This is a genomic window from Streptococcus sp. 27098_8_186, from assembly GCF_041432055.1.
GTDB lineage: Bacteria > Bacillota > Bacilli > Lactobacillales > Streptococcaceae > Streptococcus > Streptococcus dentalis.
Genome location: NZ_JAPVYV010000015.1, coordinates 1 through 17,679 on the forward strand (window position 1 = coordinate 1; position 17,679 = coordinate 17,679).

At 43.3% G+C, this 17,679-nt stretch carries 18 protein-coding genes and 1 other RNA gene; 17 read left to right on the plus strand and 2 right to left on the minus strand.

Annotated elements, in window-relative coordinates; all coding sequences use genetic code 11:
• The 6 genes from O3602_RS09835 to O3602_RS09860 all read left to right on the plus strand — a co-directional run.
• The coding region (locus tag O3602_RS09835) for a DUF4430 domain-containing protein (RefSeq protein WP_371611614.1) at positions 1 to 236 on the plus strand (236 nt) is incomplete at its 5' end.
• A gap of 167 nt (positions 237 to 403) precedes the next feature.
• A complete protein-coding gene (locus O3602_RS09840; protein WP_371611615.1) occupies positions 404 to 1,120 on the plus strand; it encodes a hypothetical protein in 717 nt (238 codons plus the stop codon).
• 162 nt (positions 1,121 to 1,282) lie between these two features.
• Positions 1,283 to 2,344 carry an AAA family ATPase gene (locus O3602_RS09845; RefSeq protein ID WP_371611616.1) on the plus strand — a complete coding sequence of 354 codons (1,062 nt, stop codon included), beginning with the start codon at positions 1,283 to 1,285 and terminating at the stop codon, positions 2,342 to 2,344.
• 10 nt (positions 2,345 to 2,354) lie between these two features.
• On the plus strand, positions 2,355 to 3,137 hold the full coding sequence (gene pnuC / locus O3602_RS09850; protein WP_371611617.1) for a nicotinamide riboside transporter PnuC: 783 nt from the start codon (positions 2,355 to 2,357) through the stop codon (positions 3,135 to 3,137).
• Positions 3,138 to 3,914: an NUDIX hydrolase gene (locus O3602_RS09855; RefSeq protein WP_003009015.1), complete on the plus strand. Its 777-nt coding sequence runs from the start codon at positions 3,138 to 3,140 to the stop codon at positions 3,912 to 3,914.
• Positions 3,915 to 4,043: 129 nt separating this feature from the next.
• Complete coding sequence (locus O3602_RS09860; protein ID WP_371611618.1) at positions 4,044 to 4,730, plus strand: YoaK family protein; 687 nt, start codon at positions 4,044 to 4,046, stop codon at positions 4,728 to 4,730.
• Positions 4,731 to 4,767: 37 nt separating this feature from the next.
• Here the strand turns inward: O3602_RS09860 and dusB are convergent, their stop codons facing one another.
• Positions 4,768 to 5,745 (minus strand): tRNA dihydrouridine synthase DusB, encoded by a 978-nt coding sequence (gene dusB, locus O3602_RS09865; protein ID WP_003012894.1) that lies wholly within the window; start codon positions 5,743 to 5,745, stop codon positions 4,768 to 4,770.
• Positions 5,732 to 6,604, minus strand: a complete 873-nt coding sequence (gene hslO / locus O3602_RS09870) for an Hsp33 family molecular chaperone HslO (protein WP_014714025.1) — start codon at positions 6,602 to 6,604, stop codon at positions 5,732 to 5,734. The genes dusB and hslO overlap by 14 nt, the downstream gene beginning before the upstream one ends.
• Before the next feature lie 319 nt (positions 6,605 to 6,923).
• On the opposite strand from hslO, the gene O3602_RS09875 reads away from it, so the two are divergent.
• From O3602_RS09875 to O3602_RS09925, 11 genes are all read left to right on the plus strand, one after another.
• Positions 6,924 to 8,216 (plus strand): adenylosuccinate synthase, encoded by a 1,293-nt coding sequence (locus tag O3602_RS09875; protein WP_155172699.1) that lies wholly within the window; start codon positions 6,924 to 6,926, stop codon positions 8,214 to 8,216.
• A 214-nt stretch (positions 8,217 to 8,430) separates the two neighbouring features.
• Complete coding sequence (locus O3602_RS09880) at positions 8,431 to 9,075, plus strand: HAD family hydrolase (protein WP_003002091.1); 645 nt, start codon at positions 8,431 to 8,433, stop codon at positions 9,073 to 9,075.
• A 118-nt stretch (positions 9,076 to 9,193) separates the two neighbouring features.
• Entirely contained in the window at positions 9,194 to 9,484 is a 291-nt protein-coding gene (locus O3602_RS09885; RefSeq protein WP_024055403.1) for a hypothetical protein, read from the plus strand.
• Between the two features lie 161 nt (positions 9,485 to 9,645).
• Positions 9,646 to 11,223 carry an ABC transporter ATP-binding protein gene (locus O3602_RS09890; RefSeq protein WP_003012890.1) on the plus strand — a complete coding sequence of 526 codons (1,578 nt, stop codon included), beginning with the start codon at positions 9,646 to 9,648 and terminating at the stop codon, positions 11,221 to 11,223.
• 302 nt (positions 11,224 to 11,525) lie between these two features.
• A complete protein-coding gene (gene tadA / locus O3602_RS09895) occupies positions 11,526 to 12,035 on the plus strand; it encodes a tRNA adenosine(34) deaminase TadA (RefSeq protein WP_003016809.1) in 510 nt (169 codons plus the stop codon).
• A gap of 39 nt (positions 12,036 to 12,074) precedes the next feature.
• Positions 12,075 to 12,169: signal recognition particle sRNA small type (gene ffs, locus O3602_RS09900), an RNA gene on the plus strand.
• A gap of 754 nt (positions 12,170 to 12,923) precedes the next feature.
• Positions 12,924 to 14,273 carry a glucose-6-phosphate isomerase gene (locus O3602_RS09905; RefSeq protein WP_371611619.1) on the plus strand — a complete coding sequence of 450 codons (1,350 nt, stop codon included), beginning with the start codon at positions 12,924 to 12,926 and terminating at the stop codon, positions 14,271 to 14,273.
• A 276-nt stretch (positions 14,274 to 14,549) separates the two neighbouring features.
• Complete coding sequence (locus O3602_RS09910; RefSeq protein WP_371611620.1) at positions 14,550 to 15,638, plus strand: hypothetical protein; 1,089 nt, start codon at positions 14,550 to 14,552, stop codon at positions 15,636 to 15,638.
• A 118-nt stretch (positions 15,639 to 15,756) separates the two neighbouring features.
• Positions 15,757 to 16,464 (plus strand): hypothetical protein, encoded by a 708-nt coding sequence (locus tag O3602_RS09915; RefSeq protein WP_003012788.1) that lies wholly within the window; start codon positions 15,757 to 15,759, stop codon positions 16,462 to 16,464.
• Positions 16,465 to 16,469: 5 nt separating this feature from the next.
• A complete protein-coding gene (locus O3602_RS09920; protein WP_003012907.1) occupies positions 16,470 to 17,159 on the plus strand; it encodes a hypothetical protein in 690 nt (229 codons plus the stop codon).
• Between the two features lie 158 nt (positions 17,160 to 17,317).
• Positions 17,318 to 17,668, plus strand: a complete 351-nt coding sequence (locus tag O3602_RS09925; protein ID WP_050807267.1) for a hypothetical protein — start codon at positions 17,318 to 17,320, stop codon at positions 17,666 to 17,668.
• Positions 17,669 to 17,679 lie beyond the last annotated feature (11 nt).

Below are 17,679 nucleotides of genomic sequence, written 5' to 3' on the forward strand. Positions count from 1 at the left end.
AATCAAAAACCTTGAAAGTAGCAGAAGAGAGCAACCTTATGAAAGTGCTCAAAGACAACTACAAGATTGAAGAAAAAAATGGCCTGATCACCTCGATTGACGGTCACAGCCAAGATGAATCCAAAGGCCTTTACTGGATGTACAAGATCAATGGTGAAATGGCTCCAAAAGGTGCTGCTGAAACAACCGTTAAAAAAGGGGATAAGATCGAATTCTATCAAGAAGTGTATAAATAAGAAAAGCTGGACAGTTTGTCCGACTTATTTTCTGCTAAAGTGTAGGAACTTACCTAAAACTTCTTACAACTTTCACTTTTTTATTTGAGAAACTATTGACAGCCTCACACAGCAGTGTTACAATAGTGTTACAAAATATTACAAATATTACAAATAGAGGTTCTGTTATGAAAAACAAAAAAATCATTTCCTTAGCAGCCCTGGCCCTGACAGCTACTCTTTTCCTAGGAGCTTGTGGCGGGAATAAAGAAGAAAAAACTTCAGAAGCAAGCAGTTCAAAGACTAGTCAAGTCAAACAAACCAGCTCCTCTTCTAAGAAAAAAGTAATTACTAGTAAGGATCCGATTGCCTCTTCGTCCTCTGATAGCAAATCAGAAGAAAACCATAGCGTTGGTAGCAAGACCAACCGAGATGCAGCTAGTCAAACTCCTGCTCCAGCAAAAGCAGAGACACCAGGAGCATCGGCAACAAAAGAAGTAGCTGCTCCAGCAACACCAGCGAAAGCAAAATTGCCAAGTCTAGAAGATGGTCATGCCCAGGCTAAGCAACAAGCCTCTGCTACGGAGAATGCCCAATACAAGGGAGTCTATTCTGTAGCAGCAGGGGATTTCTCTGCAGCAGCTGGGAATTGGTCTGACAAGCGCGACACTGGAGTCACTATTGGCCAAGGTGGTCAAGTGACTATCCAACTTCCTGGGGGCCAACCCGTAGCCTATGGTATCAGCGGGTATAACTATACCTTGGATGATGGTCATTACCATGCTAATCTCTCGGCAGGAGATGGCTCTGCAGCGACTTTGGATATTGTAGTTGGAAAAGATGGCTCTGTATCTAGTGTGACAGTTCTGAAAGACGGTGTCAGCCACTCCCTCACTCGTGAATAAGATTCGAAAGATCTGAAAGGAGAAGCTTCTCTTTTCAGATTTTTTTGTTGATTTGTAGAAAAATATATTTTTTTATAAAAAACTATTGACAGACAGAAAATATAGTTTATAATAAAAACATAAAGAAAATCTATTTATAAAAAATTATAAAAAGGAGTTCATATGAAAAAAGAAAGAATTGCCCTGGTTTTTGGAACCTTTGCGCCTCTTCATCAAGGGCATATTGACCTGATCCAGCGGGCCAAGCGTCAGTGTGATCGCGTTCGTGTCATCGTTTCCGGTTATGAAGGGGACCGTGGTGAAGAAGTGGGACTGACTTTACAAAAACGCTTCCGTTATATCCGCGAAGCCTTCTCAAATGATGAATTGACCCAAGTCTATAAGTTAGATGAGACAGAACTTCCTCGTTATCCTTTGGGCTGGGAGCCTTGGTTACAAACAGCCCTAGACACCATCCAGTATCAAACAGAGACAGAAGAGTTGATCTTTTATGTAGGGGAGAAAGCTTATAAGGAAGAGTTGGAAGCGAGAGGGTTTGAAGTTCACTTAGAAGAGCGTCGCTTCGGAATCTCTGCTACCATGATCCGGGAAAATCCAAGCAAATACTGGAAATACATCGCTCAGCCCTTCCGTCGCCAGTTCACGAAAAAAGTCTTGATCATGGGGAGCGCCAGCAACGGGAAAACGACCCTTGCAAAGGACTTGGCTCGCTTTTACGATGCACCTGTTAGTCTGGAGTATGCCCGTGAATACCAGATAAAAAACAATGTTCGCGATGATGAGCTCACGCCCAAAGATTACTATTACCTACTCTTAGTACAGTATGATCAAACCTCCAAGCTCATCGATAGTAGTGCCAATCGAGGTCTTGTCATCGCCGATACCAATTCCCTGGTAACCAAGGGTTATTACGACTACTACATGGAGGTCGAAGGCCAGGATACCGGCATGACCGATACCTTCGACAACCTCTTTGTCAGTATTCTGTCCAAAGAAAAATGGGATTTGATCCTCTTTGTCCAGCCGATCGGCTCTTATGTCAATGATGGTTTCCGAGACATGACTATGGCTGACGAAGAGATCCGCACCAGCTTTTCAAATTACCTAGACCAATTGCGTCAGCAATACCTAGGGAACATTCCGACCACTTTCCTCGCATCAGACTACCTCGGCAACTACGAAGAAGCCAAGAAGGTGATCGATGCCATTTACCAAGCCGACTAAGGAGCAGCTTATGAAAAACCTATCTCAAAAATTCGCAACTTTTAGCCAAGACTTTAGAAATGTTCACCAAGAAGCGAAAAAGCAAGGCTTTGTCAATATTATGAAACTTCTATGGGAGGACCTTTTTGTGGGACGTACAGCCTTTCAATGGATCTATCTCCTGCTTCTTTCCAGCGTTCCCTTCTTCTTAGAATGGACCAATCGTACAGGACAGCATGATTGGCTGGGACTGTTTGCCTCTTGGACAGGCATTGTCTGCGTCATCCTGGTTGCAGAAGGGCGTGCTAGTAACTACCTTTTTGGAGCAGTGAATTCAGCGATCTACCTCGTTTTAGCCCTCAATAAGAACTTCTACGGGGAAGTTCTGACAACTCTTTATTTCTTCATCATGCAACCGATCGGCCTTTATGTCTGGCTCTCTAATCGGATCAATGATCAAGGTAAGGTCGAAGAATCTCACTTTGAAGCCAAGAAATTGAACTTAATCGAGTGGATGCGCTACTTGGCCTTGTGTGCTGTGATTTGGATCGGTATGGGCTTTGCATATCAGAGCATCCATAGCGCTCGCCCTTTCCGCGATAGTATCACCGATGCGACCAATGGGGTCGGTCAGCTCCTAATGACCCGCCTTTACCGGGAGCAATGGATCTTCTGGATTGCGACCAACGTCTTTAGTATCTATCTCTGGTGGGATCAGAGTCTTCACATTCAAGGAATGTACTGGGTCTACACGCTCAATAGTTTAGTGGGCTGGTACCAATGGACCAAAGCCCTCAAGAAGGAGGTGGCTTAGATGGCAAGTCTCTCGATTCCAGCAGGAATGACGGAGAAAGAGTATTTTGAGACGGTCGCTAGTGAAGCGGACTTTCTCAAGTGGTACAAGGAGCAAGACCTGCCGACTTATGAAACCCCCAGTGTCACAGCGGACATGGTAGCTTACTGTTTTGTTGAAGGAAAGCTCAAGCTCTTAGCTATTCGCCGCAAGGCCCACCCTTATCAACACCGCCTCGCCTTGGTGGGGGGCTTTGTGAACAAGGATGAAGATGCGACCCATGCCTGCATCCGAGAAGTTAAAGAAGAAGTCGGGCTCGATCTTCCAGTGAATAAGGTGGAACAGCTCATGACCGTTTCCACCCCTGGGCGCGATCCCAGAGGCTGGGTCATTACCATTGCCCATCTGGTCTATCTGCCAGCAGAAGCAGTAGACTTAGCCCATGCAGGTGACGATGCCAAGGAAGTCGTTTTTCTCGATGTCGATTTCAAAAAATCCCAGTGTTTGCTCGATGGAGAACCCTTAGCTGCTTCTGATTTTGCCTTTGACCACTACCAGATTATTCAAGAATCAATCAAGCGGATTCAGGGGCGTCTGGACTGGAATCCAACCTTCCTCTATCTATTAGAGGAGCCCTTCACCGTTTATGAAGCAACTGAGTTGGTTAATCTGATTAATCCTGGACGTCCCATCGTTAGCAATAACTTCCTCGTAAAATTCGGAGAATTCGTGGAAGAAGTGGGTGTCAAGCGGGTACCTAAGAAAAAACCACGCAAGACTTATCGCTTAAAACAGTAGATCGAGCGGGGTTCATTCTACCAGCCCTCCCTTACTTTTAGCAGCTGGAGGGCTTTTTCTGATTTTTCCTGCTCCACTTGTGTGCAAAGTGGTATAATAAACATAATTGAGATCAAAAGAGACAAGACTATGGAAGAAAAAATAATTTTACCACAAAATACACGACTGATGGGGGCCCTGCTTGGTTTTATCGGAGGGGGCCTCGATGTCTTTTGCCACATGCACTACCGGAGTTTGGTCGCGACCCAAACGGGGAATCTACTGCTTCTCATCGCTGATTGGCACGATCCCCATGTCGAAAATACCATCATGCGTTTTTCATCTATTTTATTTTTCTCGATCGGCTTTGTGGTTGCCCTCCATATCAAAGAGTATCGCAAGACAGCCTTTTGGCGGACCAAGATGTTGATTCCTTTGTTTGTGGTGACACTCCTGATTCCCTTGGTGTCTGTCATACCACCTGTAGAAGTTCCCTTTATTGCTTTTGGGACAGGGATGATGATGTTGACCTTTACAGGAAGCTTGATTGAAAACCACCCTTATGTGATCTTTATGACTTCCGGCAATTACCGCAAGATGCTGACGGCTTTGTACCGAGTCACTCGAGGAAAGGGAGATTTGGACGAGTATCGGCGTCAGGCCATGAATTACGGGATTGTTGTTGGAAGCTTTGTTGCAGGAGCGATTAGCGTCGCCATCCTCATGCATTTCATTCACCAATGGGCCATCTGGCTGATCACAGCCAACCTCTTTTTGATCATGACCTACTATACTGCAAGAGTTAAACAACTTGGCCTGCAAACAGACAATCTATAAAAACAGGACCTCACATGAGGTCCTTCTTTTTGTGTTTCTATGCTTTTAATTGTAAGAGTTCTTCAATCTCAGCCAGAGTGCTGGCTTGGGAGATGGCGCCACGGAGTTTGGCTGCACCTGAGGTACCACGGAGGTAGTGAGGGGCGAGGCCACGGAATTCACGAACGGCAATGTGCTCACCTTTGAGATCGATCAAGCGTTTCAAGTGTTCGTAAGCGATCTTCATCTTGTCTTCAAAAGTCAAATCAGGCAGGATTTCTCCTGTTTCAAAGTAGTGGTTGATTTGGTTGAAGAGATAAGGATTGCCCATAGCAGCGCGGCCAATCATGACCGCATCAGCACCGACTTCTTCGATTCGTTGTTTGGCATCTTGAACTGTACGGATATCTCCGTTTGCGATAAATGGAATCTTGGTCAGAGCTTGTGCAACCTTGTGAAGGGTCTCAAGGTCCGCATGACCCGTATACATTTGCTCCCGAGTCCGTCCATGCATGGCGAGGGCAGAGACACCTGCAGCTTCAGCAGCGAGGGCGTTCTCAACTGCGAGGGAAGGATCCGACCAACCCGTCCGCATCTTGACCGTCAATGGGATATCAAGGACAGATTGAACCTTATTGATGATGGAGTAGATCTTGTCTGGGTCCTTGAGCCACATAGCACCAGCCTCGTTCTTGACGATTTTATTCACCGGGCAGCCCATGTTGATATCGACGATATCGGTCTTGGTATTTTCTTGGATAAATTCAGCTGCGCGAGCGAGGCTATCTTCGTCACTTCCAAAGAGTTGGATCGATACAGGATTTTCTCCTTCATCGATATGGAGCATGTGAAGCGTCTTTTCATTGTTGTACTGGATTCCCTTGTCAGAGACCATTTCCATCACAACGAGCCCCGCCCCCAGTTCTTTGGCAATGGTCCGGAAAGCTGAATTAGTCACTCCGGCCATTGGGGCTAGGACAGTACGGTTAGGGATTTCGACATCCCCGATCATAAATGGCGTATTAAGATTTGTCACGAATGAGTTCCTCCAAGTCATTTTCGTCAAAGTGGTAGTGTGTTTGGCAGAATTGGCAGGTAATCTCTGCACCGTGATCTTCATCTTTCATCTCTTTTAGATCACTAGCTGGCAGACTTGCTAAAGCGTTCAAAAAGCGCTCACGGCTGCAGTCGCACTGGAAGCGAAGTTCTTCTTCAGAGAGGCGTTTGAAAGGTTCATCCCCATAGATAGCAGCAAGAAGGGCTTCAATATGGTCTTCAGATTCCAAAAGTGTTGAAATAGCAGGCATTTCTTGGATGCGTTTTTCAAAGCGCGCGATTTCTTCTTCCTTGGCATTTGGCAAAACCTGGAGCAAGAAACCACCAGCCACCTTGACCTTGTCTTCGTCATCCAACAGGACATTGAGTCCAACTGCAGAAGGTGTTTGTTGGCTTTCCGTCAGATAAAAGGCCAGGTCTTCTCCGATTTCACCGGTTACAAGAGGGGTCATGGAGTTATAAGGATTTCCCGTACCATAGTCAGTGATGACCAGGAATTCTCCGTTTCCGACAAATGGTCCCACCAGGACTTCACCAGTTGCCGTCTTCTTGATATCCACTCCAGGATTTTGCACGTAGCCTTTAACATTTCCCTTGGTATCTGCCACGGTGATGATGGCTCCGAGTGAGCTAGTCCCAAGGACTTTGACCGTAATTTTAGTATCTCCTTTCTCGTTTGCTGCCAAAATTTGACTGGCAATGAGGGTACGGCCAAGTGCGACCGTGGAGCTAGCTTGTGTATGATGTTTTTCTTGGGCTGTTCGTACGGTTTCTGTACTGTCTAGTACATAGGCACGAAAAGCGCCACTTTCTGAGATAGTTTTAATAATTTTGTCCATACCTACTATTTTAGCACAAATCAAGCAAAGTGGGGACAAGGAGAATTCCGAAAATCAGTCGTTTCAGAAGAAGGGCAAGAAGAAAAGAAAATCCCGAACATTATTTCTAGAAAGAAGCCATTTCCAAGTAAAAGACGAGTTTCATAGAGAAGTTGGTTTAAAAAGGAAGGAGAAAAATAAACGATAGCTGAGTGGATCTTGAAAAAACATCAAAAATTGCTTATAATAGAGTGTAAGACAAACTTGCAGGTGAGACTCCTGCCCTTAGTTTGAAGAAAGGCATAGATAGCATCCTATCTATGGTATATGAAAAAGAATTATGACATCAGTAGTTGTAGTAGGAACCCAATGGGGTGATGAAGGAAAAGGGAAGATTACTGACTTCCTATCAGCCAATGCAGAAGTCATTGCTCGCTACCAAGGTGGGGACAATGCCGGTCACACCATTGTGATCGACGGCAAAAAGTTCAAGTTGCACTTGATTCCTTCAGGTATCTTCTTCCCTGAAAAGATTTCTGTCATTGGGAATGGGGTTGTGATCAATCCTAAGTCATTGGTCAAAGAGTTGGCTTATCTTCATGAAGAAGGTGTGACAACAGACAGTTTGCGCATTTCAGACCGTGCCCATGTCATCCTTCCTTACCATATCGAATTGGACCGTCTCCAAGAAGAGTCTAAAGGCGACAACAAGATCGGGACGACGATTAAAGGGATTGGCCCAGCTTACATGGACAAGGCTGCGCGTGTGGGAATCCGGATCGCGGACCTTTTGGACCGCGACGTCTTTGCGGAACGTCTTCGTATCAACTTGGAAGAAAAGAACCGTCAATTTACCAAACTCTATGATGCAGAGGCTCTTTCATTTGATGATATCTTTGAAGAATACTATGAATATGGTCAACAAATCAAGCAATATGTAACCGATACTTCCGTCATCTTGAACGATGCTTTGGATAACGGCAAGCGCGTGCTCTTTGAAGGAGCCCAAGGGGTTATGTTGGATATCGACCAAGGAACCTATCCATTTGTAACCTCTTCAAACCCAGTCGCAGGTGGGGTGACCATCGGATCAGGTGTCGGCCCAAGTAAGATCGACAAGGTTGTCGGTGTATGTAAAGCCTATACCAGCCGTGTCGGAGATGGCCCATTCCCTACGGAACTCTTTGATGAAGTGGGTGATCGGATTCGTGAAGTCGGCCATGAGTATGGGACAACAACCGGTCGTCCCCGTCGTGTCGGTTGGTTTGATTCAGTTGTCATGCGCCATAGCCGTCGTGTCTCAGGAATTACCAACCTTAGCTTGAACTCGATCGACGTTCTGTCGGGCTTGGATACGGTGAAAATCTGTGTGGCTTACGACTTGGATGGAGAACGCATTGACCACTACCCAGCAAGCTTGGAGCAACTCAAACGTTGCAAACCAATCTATGAAGAATTGCCAGGTTGGTCAGAAGACATCACCGGTGTGCGTCACTTGGATGAGCTTCCAGAAAATGCCCGTAACTATGTCCGCCGTATCGGTGAGTTGGTTGGTGTGCGCATTTCAACCTTCTCAGTCGGACCAGATCGTGACCAAACCAATATCCTTGAAAGTGTCTGGTCTAGTTTATAAGCAAATGAAGATAAGAGAGTGGGACAGAAATCGGTCATTCGTTAGAATTCGATTTCATCGTCCCACCTCCGCACAGTTGAGTAGGGCTGTAAAAGCTGATGAAATCAGCGTAGTAGAGCCCACTCAACCACTGCGTCTTGCTCGACAATCCAAAGACAATTGAGAGGCTAGGACTTTTGTCCCAGCCTCTTTTTGAAAGCAGAAAGAGGAAAAAATGTATCAAACGATTTTATTTGACCTAGACGGCACCTTGACCAATTCAGAACTAGGGATTACCAACTCGGTGGCCTATGCCTTAGGAAAATATGGGATTCAAGTGCCAGACAAGAAAGCATTGAGAGTTTTCATCGGTCCGCCCTTGCAGGAGTCTTTTGAGCGCTTTTATGGATTTTCTAAGGAAGAATGTTTAAAGGCCATTGACTACTATCATGAGTATTTTTCCGAAAAAGGCCTTTATGAAAATGAGGTCTATCTAGGCGTTCCTGACTTGCTGGCTTCTCTCAAGCAGGCTGGCAAACAGTTGATTGTAGCTACGTCAAAGCCTGAAGAATTTTCCATTCAAATTCTCAAACACTTTGGTTTGTATGATTATTTTGACTTTGTCGCTGGTGCGACCATGGATAGAAAACGTAGTAAAAAAAGCGATGTTATCCAGTATGCCTTGGAGCAAAATGGGATTACAGATTTGGCGCATACCATCATGATTGGAGACAGGGAGCACGATGTGCTTGGCGCTCAAGCGCAAAAGCTTGATTCTATCGGTGTCCTTTATGGCTTTGGAAGCAGGGAAGAATTGGAAGAAGCCGGCGCCACCTATATTGCTCAAGAAGTTGGCGAAATTGCAGCTTTTATAGGATAACCTTTTCCAAAATATTAAAAGTTGGAACTTTTCTAATCTGCTGAATATTGCTTGATTCAATATTTCTATCGGTGTATACTTACTGTAGGTTAAGTAACACAGATTAAGAGGTGATAATATGAATTTGTCACGATATATATTAAAATATAGTACTGATGATGGTACGTTGTATTTTAATACTAAAACCAATCATTCATTTTTTCTTACGAATGAATTGAATAGAGTAGTCGACAGCAATGATGTGATTAGGAAAGAGTTTCATGCTTATCTTGATAAAAATAAATATTTAAGTGAGGGTGAGTATGAGGTCGAAAAGTATCTATGTAAAAGTGTGAAGGAAAAAATTCGTAAAAATTTAGCACTTTTCGCTTTGTCAAAATCTTATAATGACATTTTAGATGTGGACTAGAAAGGAAGATATCATGAAGGTTAAAGTGAATAACAAATTCGATGACAAAATGAATGCTAAACCTAGAGTATTTAACTATAATTGTGATTGTAAATAATCACGATTTTAAATAAATTAGAGAAGAGGGTTGTGCTAGCCCTCTATTTTGATGGATGATAATTATGAGAAATATTTATAAGTACATTGATAAGAAGTATCTTTTTCCTATTTTTTTAGGGCGTATTGTGAATAGTGGTTTGGTGTTGGCGCAACCTCTGATTTTAACGAAGGCCTTGAAGTTAGATCAAAACGGCCTTTCTTATGGAAAAATTCTCAATTTTGTTTTATTTGGTTTGTCTGTCTATCTTGTTATTTATAGTCTGATGCTGTTTTCAAACTATTCGCACAATATATTCCGAAGAGAAATCAACAAAAGTGTCCGTGCCCTTTTATTTAAGAAAGTCATATTGAATCCTAAATTTTCCAATGATGAAAAAGTTAGTCTGCTAACTCAAGATATGGAATATGTGGGCGATAATTATTTGGAAAATATAAATGTTATGGTGAGTTGGGGATTTGTCGCCCTTGTTACAGCCATTTATATTGTTTCACAAAATTTTCTCTTAGGACTTATTTTTGTCATTTTTACGATTATGAGACCTATTCCTCAGTTCATCATGAATCGTCGTTTACAAGATTCGGGAGACAGCTGGTCCAAGCTTAGAACGAAATTACATGGGCTTGTCTCGGATAGTATGCAAGGCAGCCAAACCTTACGGATTAATCAGGCCATGAGGCTGAATGAAGAGCGCGTGAATGATTTAAACGGAGAATATCAAAAAGCCATCCAAAGATTTTGTTTCACACATAATATTATTTTTTTCTTTAATGGATTTATGGTCTTTTTTAGTCAGGTTGTTCCTCTTGCTTTAGGCTTTTATTTGAGTTTACAGGGAAATTCTATTTCTATTACAAGCCTCATCTCTATGTATGTTGCTGCGGGGATGCTGGTAGAACCGATCCAAACTCTGATGTACAGTGCAGCCAATCTCCAAGGTGCCTTGCCGACTGCGAACCGCCTGTTTAAGATTATCGAGGAAGAACCTGATTTCGAAGAGACAAAGGATCAATTTGTTGAAAATCTCGAATCGTTGCGCTTAAATCATATTTCAAAAAGTTTTGCTGAACGTCAGCTTTTTTCTGATTTGACGGCGACGATTTCAGTAGGTCAGAAGGTCTTAATCAAAGGACCGAGCGGGTCTGGAAAGACGACTCTTTTTCGCTTGATTTTAGGAGAAGAAGTATGTGATGAGGGTGACATTTTCGTTCAGTATGATGGAAATCAAATAACGAGTCATTTCCAAGGGAATATCGGTTTAATTAGCCAGCATCCCTTCCTGTTTAACGATACTATCCGCTATAATCTAACTTTTGGTCAGCCTTTTCAGGACCATGAATTATTGGAGGTATTGGACCGAGTTGGCTTAATAGATGAATTTCAGGATATTTTGAATGTAGAAATTCATAATAATGGTGAAAACATTTCAGGAGGTCAGCGTGTCAGATTAGAGTTGGCTCGTTTTCTCTTACGCGAGAAGGATATTTTATTAGCGGACGAAGTGACATCAGCTTTGGACGAAAAAAATAGTCGTCTGGTTAGAGACCTAATCTTTTCTTTGCCGATCACGGTACTAGAAATAGCCCATCATATTGATGAAGAAGAGCGCTATGACCAAATCCTTGAGTTACGTAAAGGATGAGCGATGCCACAATAGTTGGTTCTGCGACAAAGCGGATAGTAGTAAGCCAGCAATTTGTCAGATATTTTTGAGATTCTAAGTGGTGATATTTCCAAAATCATCAATACTCAGAGAACTTAAGCTTTATTTAAGATAGGCCAGCTATACTAGAAGCATAAACAAAGACCTCCTAACTTTGTTTAAACCTCCTAAACTTTTTCATAATAATCTCCCATAAGAGTCGCCCAATCGGCGGCTTTTTTTGTGAGTCGTAAGCTGCCTATGGTATAATGAACAAAGAAACTAAAAGGAAGAAGGAAGAGATGGACTACACGATAGAGGAAAAAGCGATGTTTATGAGGGAAGCCCTGAAGGAGGCGGAGATTGCCCTCGCCAATGATGAAATACCGATTGGCTGTGTCTTGGTCAAGGATGGTCAGATTATCGGGCGTGGACATAATGCGCGTGAGGAGCTGCAGCGGGCGGTCATGCATGCGGAAATCATGGCGATCGAGGAGGCCAATCAGCGTGAAAATAGCTGGCGCCTGCTGGATACGACGCTTTTTGTCACGATTGAGCCCTGTGTCATGTGTAGTGGTGCCATTGGTCTAGCTCGGATTCCCCAGGTGATTTACGGGGCGACCAATCAGAAGTTCGGTGGAGCAGGTAGTCTCTACGACATTTTGGCAGATGAACGCCTCAATCACCGAGTCGAAGTAGAAACAGGAATCTTGGAAGCAGAATGTGCAGCCATCATGCAGACCTTCTTCCGCCAAGGTCGAGAACGAAAAAAACAAGCCAAACTCGCAGCCAAGGCCGAAACACAAGAATAAAAACCGGACCTTTGCAAATCGAACAAATTATGATATAATACCTATCGGAGCAACAGTTCTGCGTGAAGCGGGTCAGGGGAGGAATCCAGCAGCCCTAAGCGAAGTGAACTGTGTGCTCTTTTTCTATAGCTCTTAGTGAGGTAAGCCTGTAAGGCGCGACCGAGCTTAGAGATATTGACCCTGAGGAGCGAAGCGACGTGAGGGCTATAGCGTAAATGAAATTAGCCTGTAAGGCGCGACCGAGCTTAGAGATATTGATCCTGAGGAGCGAAGCGACGTGAGGGCTATAGCGTAAAATGAATCAAGTCCAAGGGACGCAGACGAATCCTAGAGCAATGGATGCAGTTTTTCCCGTTAGGGAAAAAGCTGTAAACCGATAAAAGCTCTTAACGAATCAAGACTGAAAGTCGCAGATGAGTTTAGAGATATTGACCCTGAGGATCGAAGCGACGTGAGGGCTATAGCGCAAAATGAATCAAGTCCAAAGGACGCAGATGAATCCTAGAGCAATGGATGCAGTTTTTCCCGTTAGGGAAAAAGCTGTAAACCGATGAAGTTCTTAGTGAGGTAAGACTGAAAGTCGCAGATGAGTTTAGAGATATTGACCCTGAGGATCGAAGCGACGTGAGGGCTATTGCTCACCAGAGTCATGTAGAAATGACTTTGATATCCAAAGAATAAAAGAGAAAAAATAGAGTTTCGTGAGAAGCTTCTTTTTTTATTTTCTAGCCAAAAATAGTGCAAATATGCAAACGATTGCTATTGCGTCGTTGCTTGATTTGTGAAAATAAAAAAATTAGCAAATGAAAACGTTTTATAGATTGGTTTCCCTTGATTAAATCCGTGTAAAGCGATATCATAGAGAAGAACAAAATTTGGAGGAATAACATGTCTCATATTAAATTTGACTACTCAAAAGTTTTGGGTAAATTTGTTGCCCCACATGAAGTGGAATACATGCAACCACAAGTGACTGCAGCTGATGAATTGATCCGTAAAGGAACAGGTGCTGGTAGTGACTTCCTAGGTTGGTTGGACCTTCCTGAAAATTATGACCGCGAAGAATTTGACCGCATCTTGAAAGCTGCTGAACAAATCAAATCAGACAGCGATGTTTTGGTCGTTATCGGGATCGGTGGATCATACCTTGGTGCGAAAGCAGCTATTGACTTCTTGAACCACCACTTTGCAAACTTGCAAACAAAAGAAGAACGCAAAGCGCCACAAATCCTTTACGCTGGAAACTCAATCTCATCAACTTACCTTGCTGACTTGGTAGAGTACGTTTCAGATAAAGACTTCTCAGTAAATGTGATTTCTAAATCTGGTACAACAACTGAACCAGCGATCGCTTTCCGTGTCTTCAAAGAACTCTTGGTGAAGAAATACGGTCAAGAAGAAGCCAACAAACGGATCTACGCAACAACTGACCGTGCCAAAGGTGCTGTAAAAGTGGAAGCAGATGCCAATGGTTGGGAAACATTTGTAGTTCCAGATGATATCGGTGGACGCTTCTCAGTCTTGACGCCAGTTGGATTGCTTCCAATTGCTGCATCAGGTGCTGATATCAAAGCCCTTATGGAAGGTGCGAATGCTGCTCGTAAAGACTACACTTCAGACAAGATTGCTGAAAACGAAGCTTACCAATACGCAGCAGTGCGTAACATCCTTTACCGTAAAGGATATGCTACTGAAATCTTGGTAAACTACGAGCCATCTCTTCAATACTTCTCAGAATGGTGGAAACAATTGGCTGGTGAGTCAGAAGGGAAAGACCAAAAAGGTATTTACCCAACTTCAGCTAACTTTTCAACAGACTTGCACTCATTGGGTCAATTTATCCAAGAAGGAACTCGTATCATGTTTGAAACAGTTGTCCGTGTTGACAAACCGCGTAAGAACGTGATCATCCCTACCTTGGAAGAAGACCTTGACGGACTTGGTTACCTCCAAGGAAAAGACGTTGACTTCGTTAACAAAAAAGCAACTGACGGTGTTCTTCTTGCCCACACTGACGGTGACGTGCCAAACATGTACGTGACTCTTCCTGAGCAAGATGCCTTCACTCTTGGTTACACTATCTACTTCTTCGAATTGGCTATCGCCCTTTCAGGTTACTTGAATGCGATCAACCCATTTGACCAACCAGGTGTTGAAGCCTACAAGAAAAATATGTTTGCCCTTCTTGGTAAACCAGGATTTGAAGAACTTGGAGCAGAACTCAACTCTCGTCTTTAATCGATAGATAAAACGATCTCGTAAGAGGTCGTTTTTTCACTTGCTAAACAAACTCATATTTTTGTCCCCTGGAATTAATTATAAAAACACGATCTAGTTATGTTTCTCGATCATATGGTAATCTGATTGCGATTGTCACCCTTCGCAAGAAATTATAATAGAAGTTTCTAAAAGGTCCGATCTATCCCCGATCTTTTTCAGTCTAAACAGACAGGAGTTGGTCCTTCCTAGGTTTTATGTTATAGTAGAAGAGAAGAATAAAAAGGAGAATTCGAAATGTCCGAGAAAGATCAAGAACAATTTATGAAAGATACTCCCTTAGATGGGACACCGCATTTTGATGTGGCTGCGCCAGCCTTTGTCCCAAAAGAAGATGCCGAAGACTGGGTCGTTCCAGAAGCTAGTGGCCTTTCAGTGACGGAGACGAAAGCAATGAAAGAAGAGGCAGACGAGCCAGCTATATCAGAAACTATGGAGCATCCAAAAGCAGATGAAGCAACTGTTGGAGAAAATCCAGATATAGTTGTTGCTCCTCAACCGACTCCTCCATTCCAGCCTGCGCCTCAAGCTCCTCAAAACACAGTAGCTGGACCGGTTAGTCCGCAAACAGCGCCTGTTCCTGGCACACATATTCCACAAGCTCCTCTCCCTCCTGTTGGAAGACCGATGGATACTGCAGACAAGAAGGCTATTCGTTTTGCTCTTGGGATCTTAGTAGGTCTTCTCATCGGTGGAGTCAGTGGCTATTTGATTGGTCATGCCAGACCTAGCACCTCGTCATCAAGAAAGCAGGCTTCTTGGTCAGGCTACCATTCTGCTTCTTCTTCCAATATCGATTTGGAGCAATTGACTTCTGAAGATGCGGAAGCCGATTTCAGCTGGAAGCAATCTGATATCGAGCAGCTTCAGTTTTTGACTGAAAAAGATGGTGGGGAGACTCCTGAAGGAACAGTCGATGCTTATGGTAAAGCTAGTTCTGTTCAATTTGATAATGGCGAATTAACCTTAAGCTGGGATGACAGCTCGTATAATAAAGAGGTCAAAGCGACCTACTCTAAGAAAGGAAAAGAATTCCAGCTTGTCAAGTTTGAATTTAATCAATTTGGGAAAAATCTTAGCGTCGAGGATAACTTCGCAGATGGATTCAAAATTGGAAACAGTGAGACCGGTGCAGGAGGAACCTCATACAAAGAGATTTTAGAAAAATACAGTGATGGGGTCAGCCTGAGCATCCGTACATCTGATGATTCAGACAAGGTGGAAATGGTCATGGATTTCCAAAAGAAAAATGGGGATTATGTGGACTTAACCTTCATTCGCCAATCAAATGGAGATTTCCTTTTGAGCAGTAAAGACAGCTACTAAATTAATGAAGAAAAGAAAGAGGCAAGCGCCTCTTTCTTTCGGATAATTCGGATAAGACGAGACAAATACGCTAATTTTCTATACAATAGAAGGAGTTTGAATAGAAAGAGCATAAAGGATGGAAGAAATGAAAGAGTGGGTCAGAGATCATAAGAAAATCCTCAAAGAAGCTGCAAGTGCTTTGCTAGCTTTTGTCGTTGGTGCTTGCCTGGTATTTATGATTCATCCGGTTAAAACCTTACCCAAAGATCGCTTGTTGAGCCTGTCTCAAATGCATGAAGACGGCCAGCAATTTGTTGCTTCTTCTTCCAAAGCGCCGACTTTAGAAGACTTGCTGTTATTGGAGCTTGCAAGAGGAGAAGGAAAGACACAAAAAAATTGGGTGACTTTGTCTGCATTCGTCAAAAAATTTGGAAAAGCAGCGAGTTTTACACAAGAAGATACGAGTTTTGGAGCGCAAGTCCAGCTAGGTTATGGGAGTCCTGTGAAGGGGCTCTATCCTTATACCATAGAATTTCAAAAGCAGGGTGATGCCTTTTATGTGAGCTCGATTCAAGGATTTGCGCCAAAGTCGTCTCACTATCAGAGCAAAAAGAATTTAAAATTGGCAGATTTTGCAGGCTATAAGCCTTTGGATGGAAAAAAGGAAAAGGGAACGTCTGTAGAAGAAGTCTTGAACAAATCAGGCCTTCCCAATTCTCTTAGTTTGACCTCTACAAAGGACGAGCAAGTCTTAGCCTTGTCTTATCAGGTGACAGATGGACTGGTCTCTTTGACCTTTGAACGTGACCAGAATGGTCAGTATCGTTTGACGAAGAAGGGGTGAAGCAAATGATCGAGTGGATGAAAAAGAATCGAAAAGAACTCTTGCTACCGTTTTTGTGTTTTGTTTTAGGACTGTTACTTGCGATTGCAAGGATCCAGGTGCAAGAGCAGGGAACCGATACCAAGGAGGATCAAACGCTTACTCATTTCCAGCCAAAGGATTACAAGAATTTGGTCAGCAAGGAACAAGAAATCAAGCAGTTTAAATGGACCATCGAAGCTGTGGCGAATTTGAAAGTCCGTCTTAAGCAGAGTCAGCAACTAGGAACACGCTTGGAAACTGTTGTGACGGAATGGGGAAAAGCTCAAAAAGTTCGCTATACAAAGACAGCTAAAGGGGATAAAACTGTTCTTGTCTTGACTTATGCAGCTAAGCAAACAGTTCATGGGAAGAAAAGTGTGACCTTGTGGTTTGAACAAGAGAAAGATCAGGGGTATCGCTTGACGATGGTAGATGCGACGAATTTGTTGGATGCAAACGAGAAGGCAAGTAGTGAGAAAGAAATCACTACTGAAAAAGAAAATAAAGGTACAGAATTAGCCCATCTAATCAATAAGTTGGGAACTCCACAACGCTTAGTCTGGGGGGAATTGCTGGATGGAGAAGAAGGTTTTCTAGCCACTTACCAAATACCAGGCCAGGCAGAAGTAGTGATGGAATTGAAGAAAAAAGGTAAGAAATTGGTGTTGGTATAAGAAGGGAGAAATCATTGGCAGATCAAGGGATGAATATTAAGGTAGCTTCGGCCCACCAGGGTCGAACCTACTTGATTTCAGAAGCTGGTCTAGTTTCATTGAGAGGAACAAGAGTTCCAGGGCCGAGAAAAAATGTATAGGACTCCCTGTCTGATAGGATGAAAACCTGTCCTTCTTCCGTAACAGTTTTACTTTCAAATATTGGTATTGACCGTTTATCTTCTCTTGATGTTGAGAACTTAAACAGTGAGCGATTAGCCAATAAAAATGGCAGTTTGAACAGAGAGGATTTTGCCAATATTAAAATAGGAACCAGCTATTCAGATCTTGTGAATACCGTAGGAATTCCTAGCCGTGTTTCTTGGTCGAATATGATGAGTTCAGAGCCCTTCTTAATCTTTTACTACAAACTGTCTGAAGCGCATTTAGTTACGATTCACTTTGAAAGTCATCGCACCATTAGTGAAATGACAGGCCTGGAGGATTCGGCTACAAGCACGTCACCTTAGGTGTTCATCTC

Excerpts from the sequence above, each read along its gene's own strand:
- O3602_RS09910 (WP_371611620.1), top strand. The coding sequence starts at position 14,550 with ATGTCCGAGAAAGATCAAGAACAATTTATGAAAGATACTCCCTTAGAT.
- O3602_RS09925 (WP_050807267.1), top strand. The coding sequence starts at position 17,318 with ATGAAAACCTGTCCTTCTTCCGTAACAGTTTTACTTTCAAATATTGGT.
- O3602_RS09890 (WP_003012890.1), top strand. The coding sequence starts at position 9,646 with ATGAGAAATATTTATAAGTACATTGATAAGAAGTATCTTTTTCCTATT.
- O3602_RS09855 (WP_003009015.1), top strand. The coding sequence starts at position 3,138 with ATGGCAAGTCTCTCGATTCCAGCAGGAATGACGGAGAAAGAGTATTTT.
- tadA (WP_003016809.1), top strand. The coding sequence starts at position 11,526 with ATGGACTACACGATAGAGGAAAAAGCGATGTTTATGAGGGAAGCCCTG.
- O3602_RS09905 (WP_371611619.1), top strand. The coding sequence starts at position 12,924 with ATGTCTCATATTAAATTTGACTACTCAAAAGTTTTGGGTAAATTTGTT.
- O3602_RS09845 (WP_371611616.1), top strand. The coding sequence starts at position 1,283 with ATGAAAAAAGAAAGAATTGCCCTGGTTTTTGGAACCTTTGCGCCTCTT.
- O3602_RS09840 (WP_371611615.1), top strand. The coding sequence starts at position 404 with ATGAAAAACAAAAAAATCATTTCCTTAGCAGCCCTGGCCCTGACAGCT.
- O3602_RS09880 (WP_003002091.1), top strand. The coding sequence starts at position 8,431 with ATGTATCAAACGATTTTATTTGACCTAGACGGCACCTTGACCAATTCA.
- hslO (WP_014714025.1), bottom strand. The coding sequence starts at position 6,604 with ATGGACAAAATTATTAAAACTATCTCAGAAAGTGGCGCTTTTCGTGCC.
- O3602_RS09885 (WP_024055403.1), top strand. The coding sequence starts at position 9,194 with ATGAATTTGTCACGATATATATTAAAATATAGTACTGATGATGGTACG.
- O3602_RS09860 (WP_371611618.1), top strand. The coding sequence starts at position 4,044 with ATGGAAGAAAAAATAATTTTACCACAAAATACACGACTGATGGGGGCC.
- O3602_RS09915 (WP_003012788.1), top strand. The coding sequence starts at position 15,757 with ATGGAAGAAATGAAAGAGTGGGTCAGAGATCATAAGAAAATCCTCAAA.
- O3602_RS09875 (WP_155172699.1), top strand. The coding sequence starts at position 6,924 with ATGACATCAGTAGTTGTAGTAGGAACCCAATGGGGTGATGAAGGAAAA.
- O3602_RS09920 (WP_003012907.1), top strand. The coding sequence starts at position 16,470 with ATGATCGAGTGGATGAAAAAGAATCGAAAAGAACTCTTGCTACCGTTT.
- pnuC (WP_371611617.1), top strand. The coding sequence starts at position 2,355 with ATGAAAAACCTATCTCAAAAATTCGCAACTTTTAGCCAAGACTTTAGA.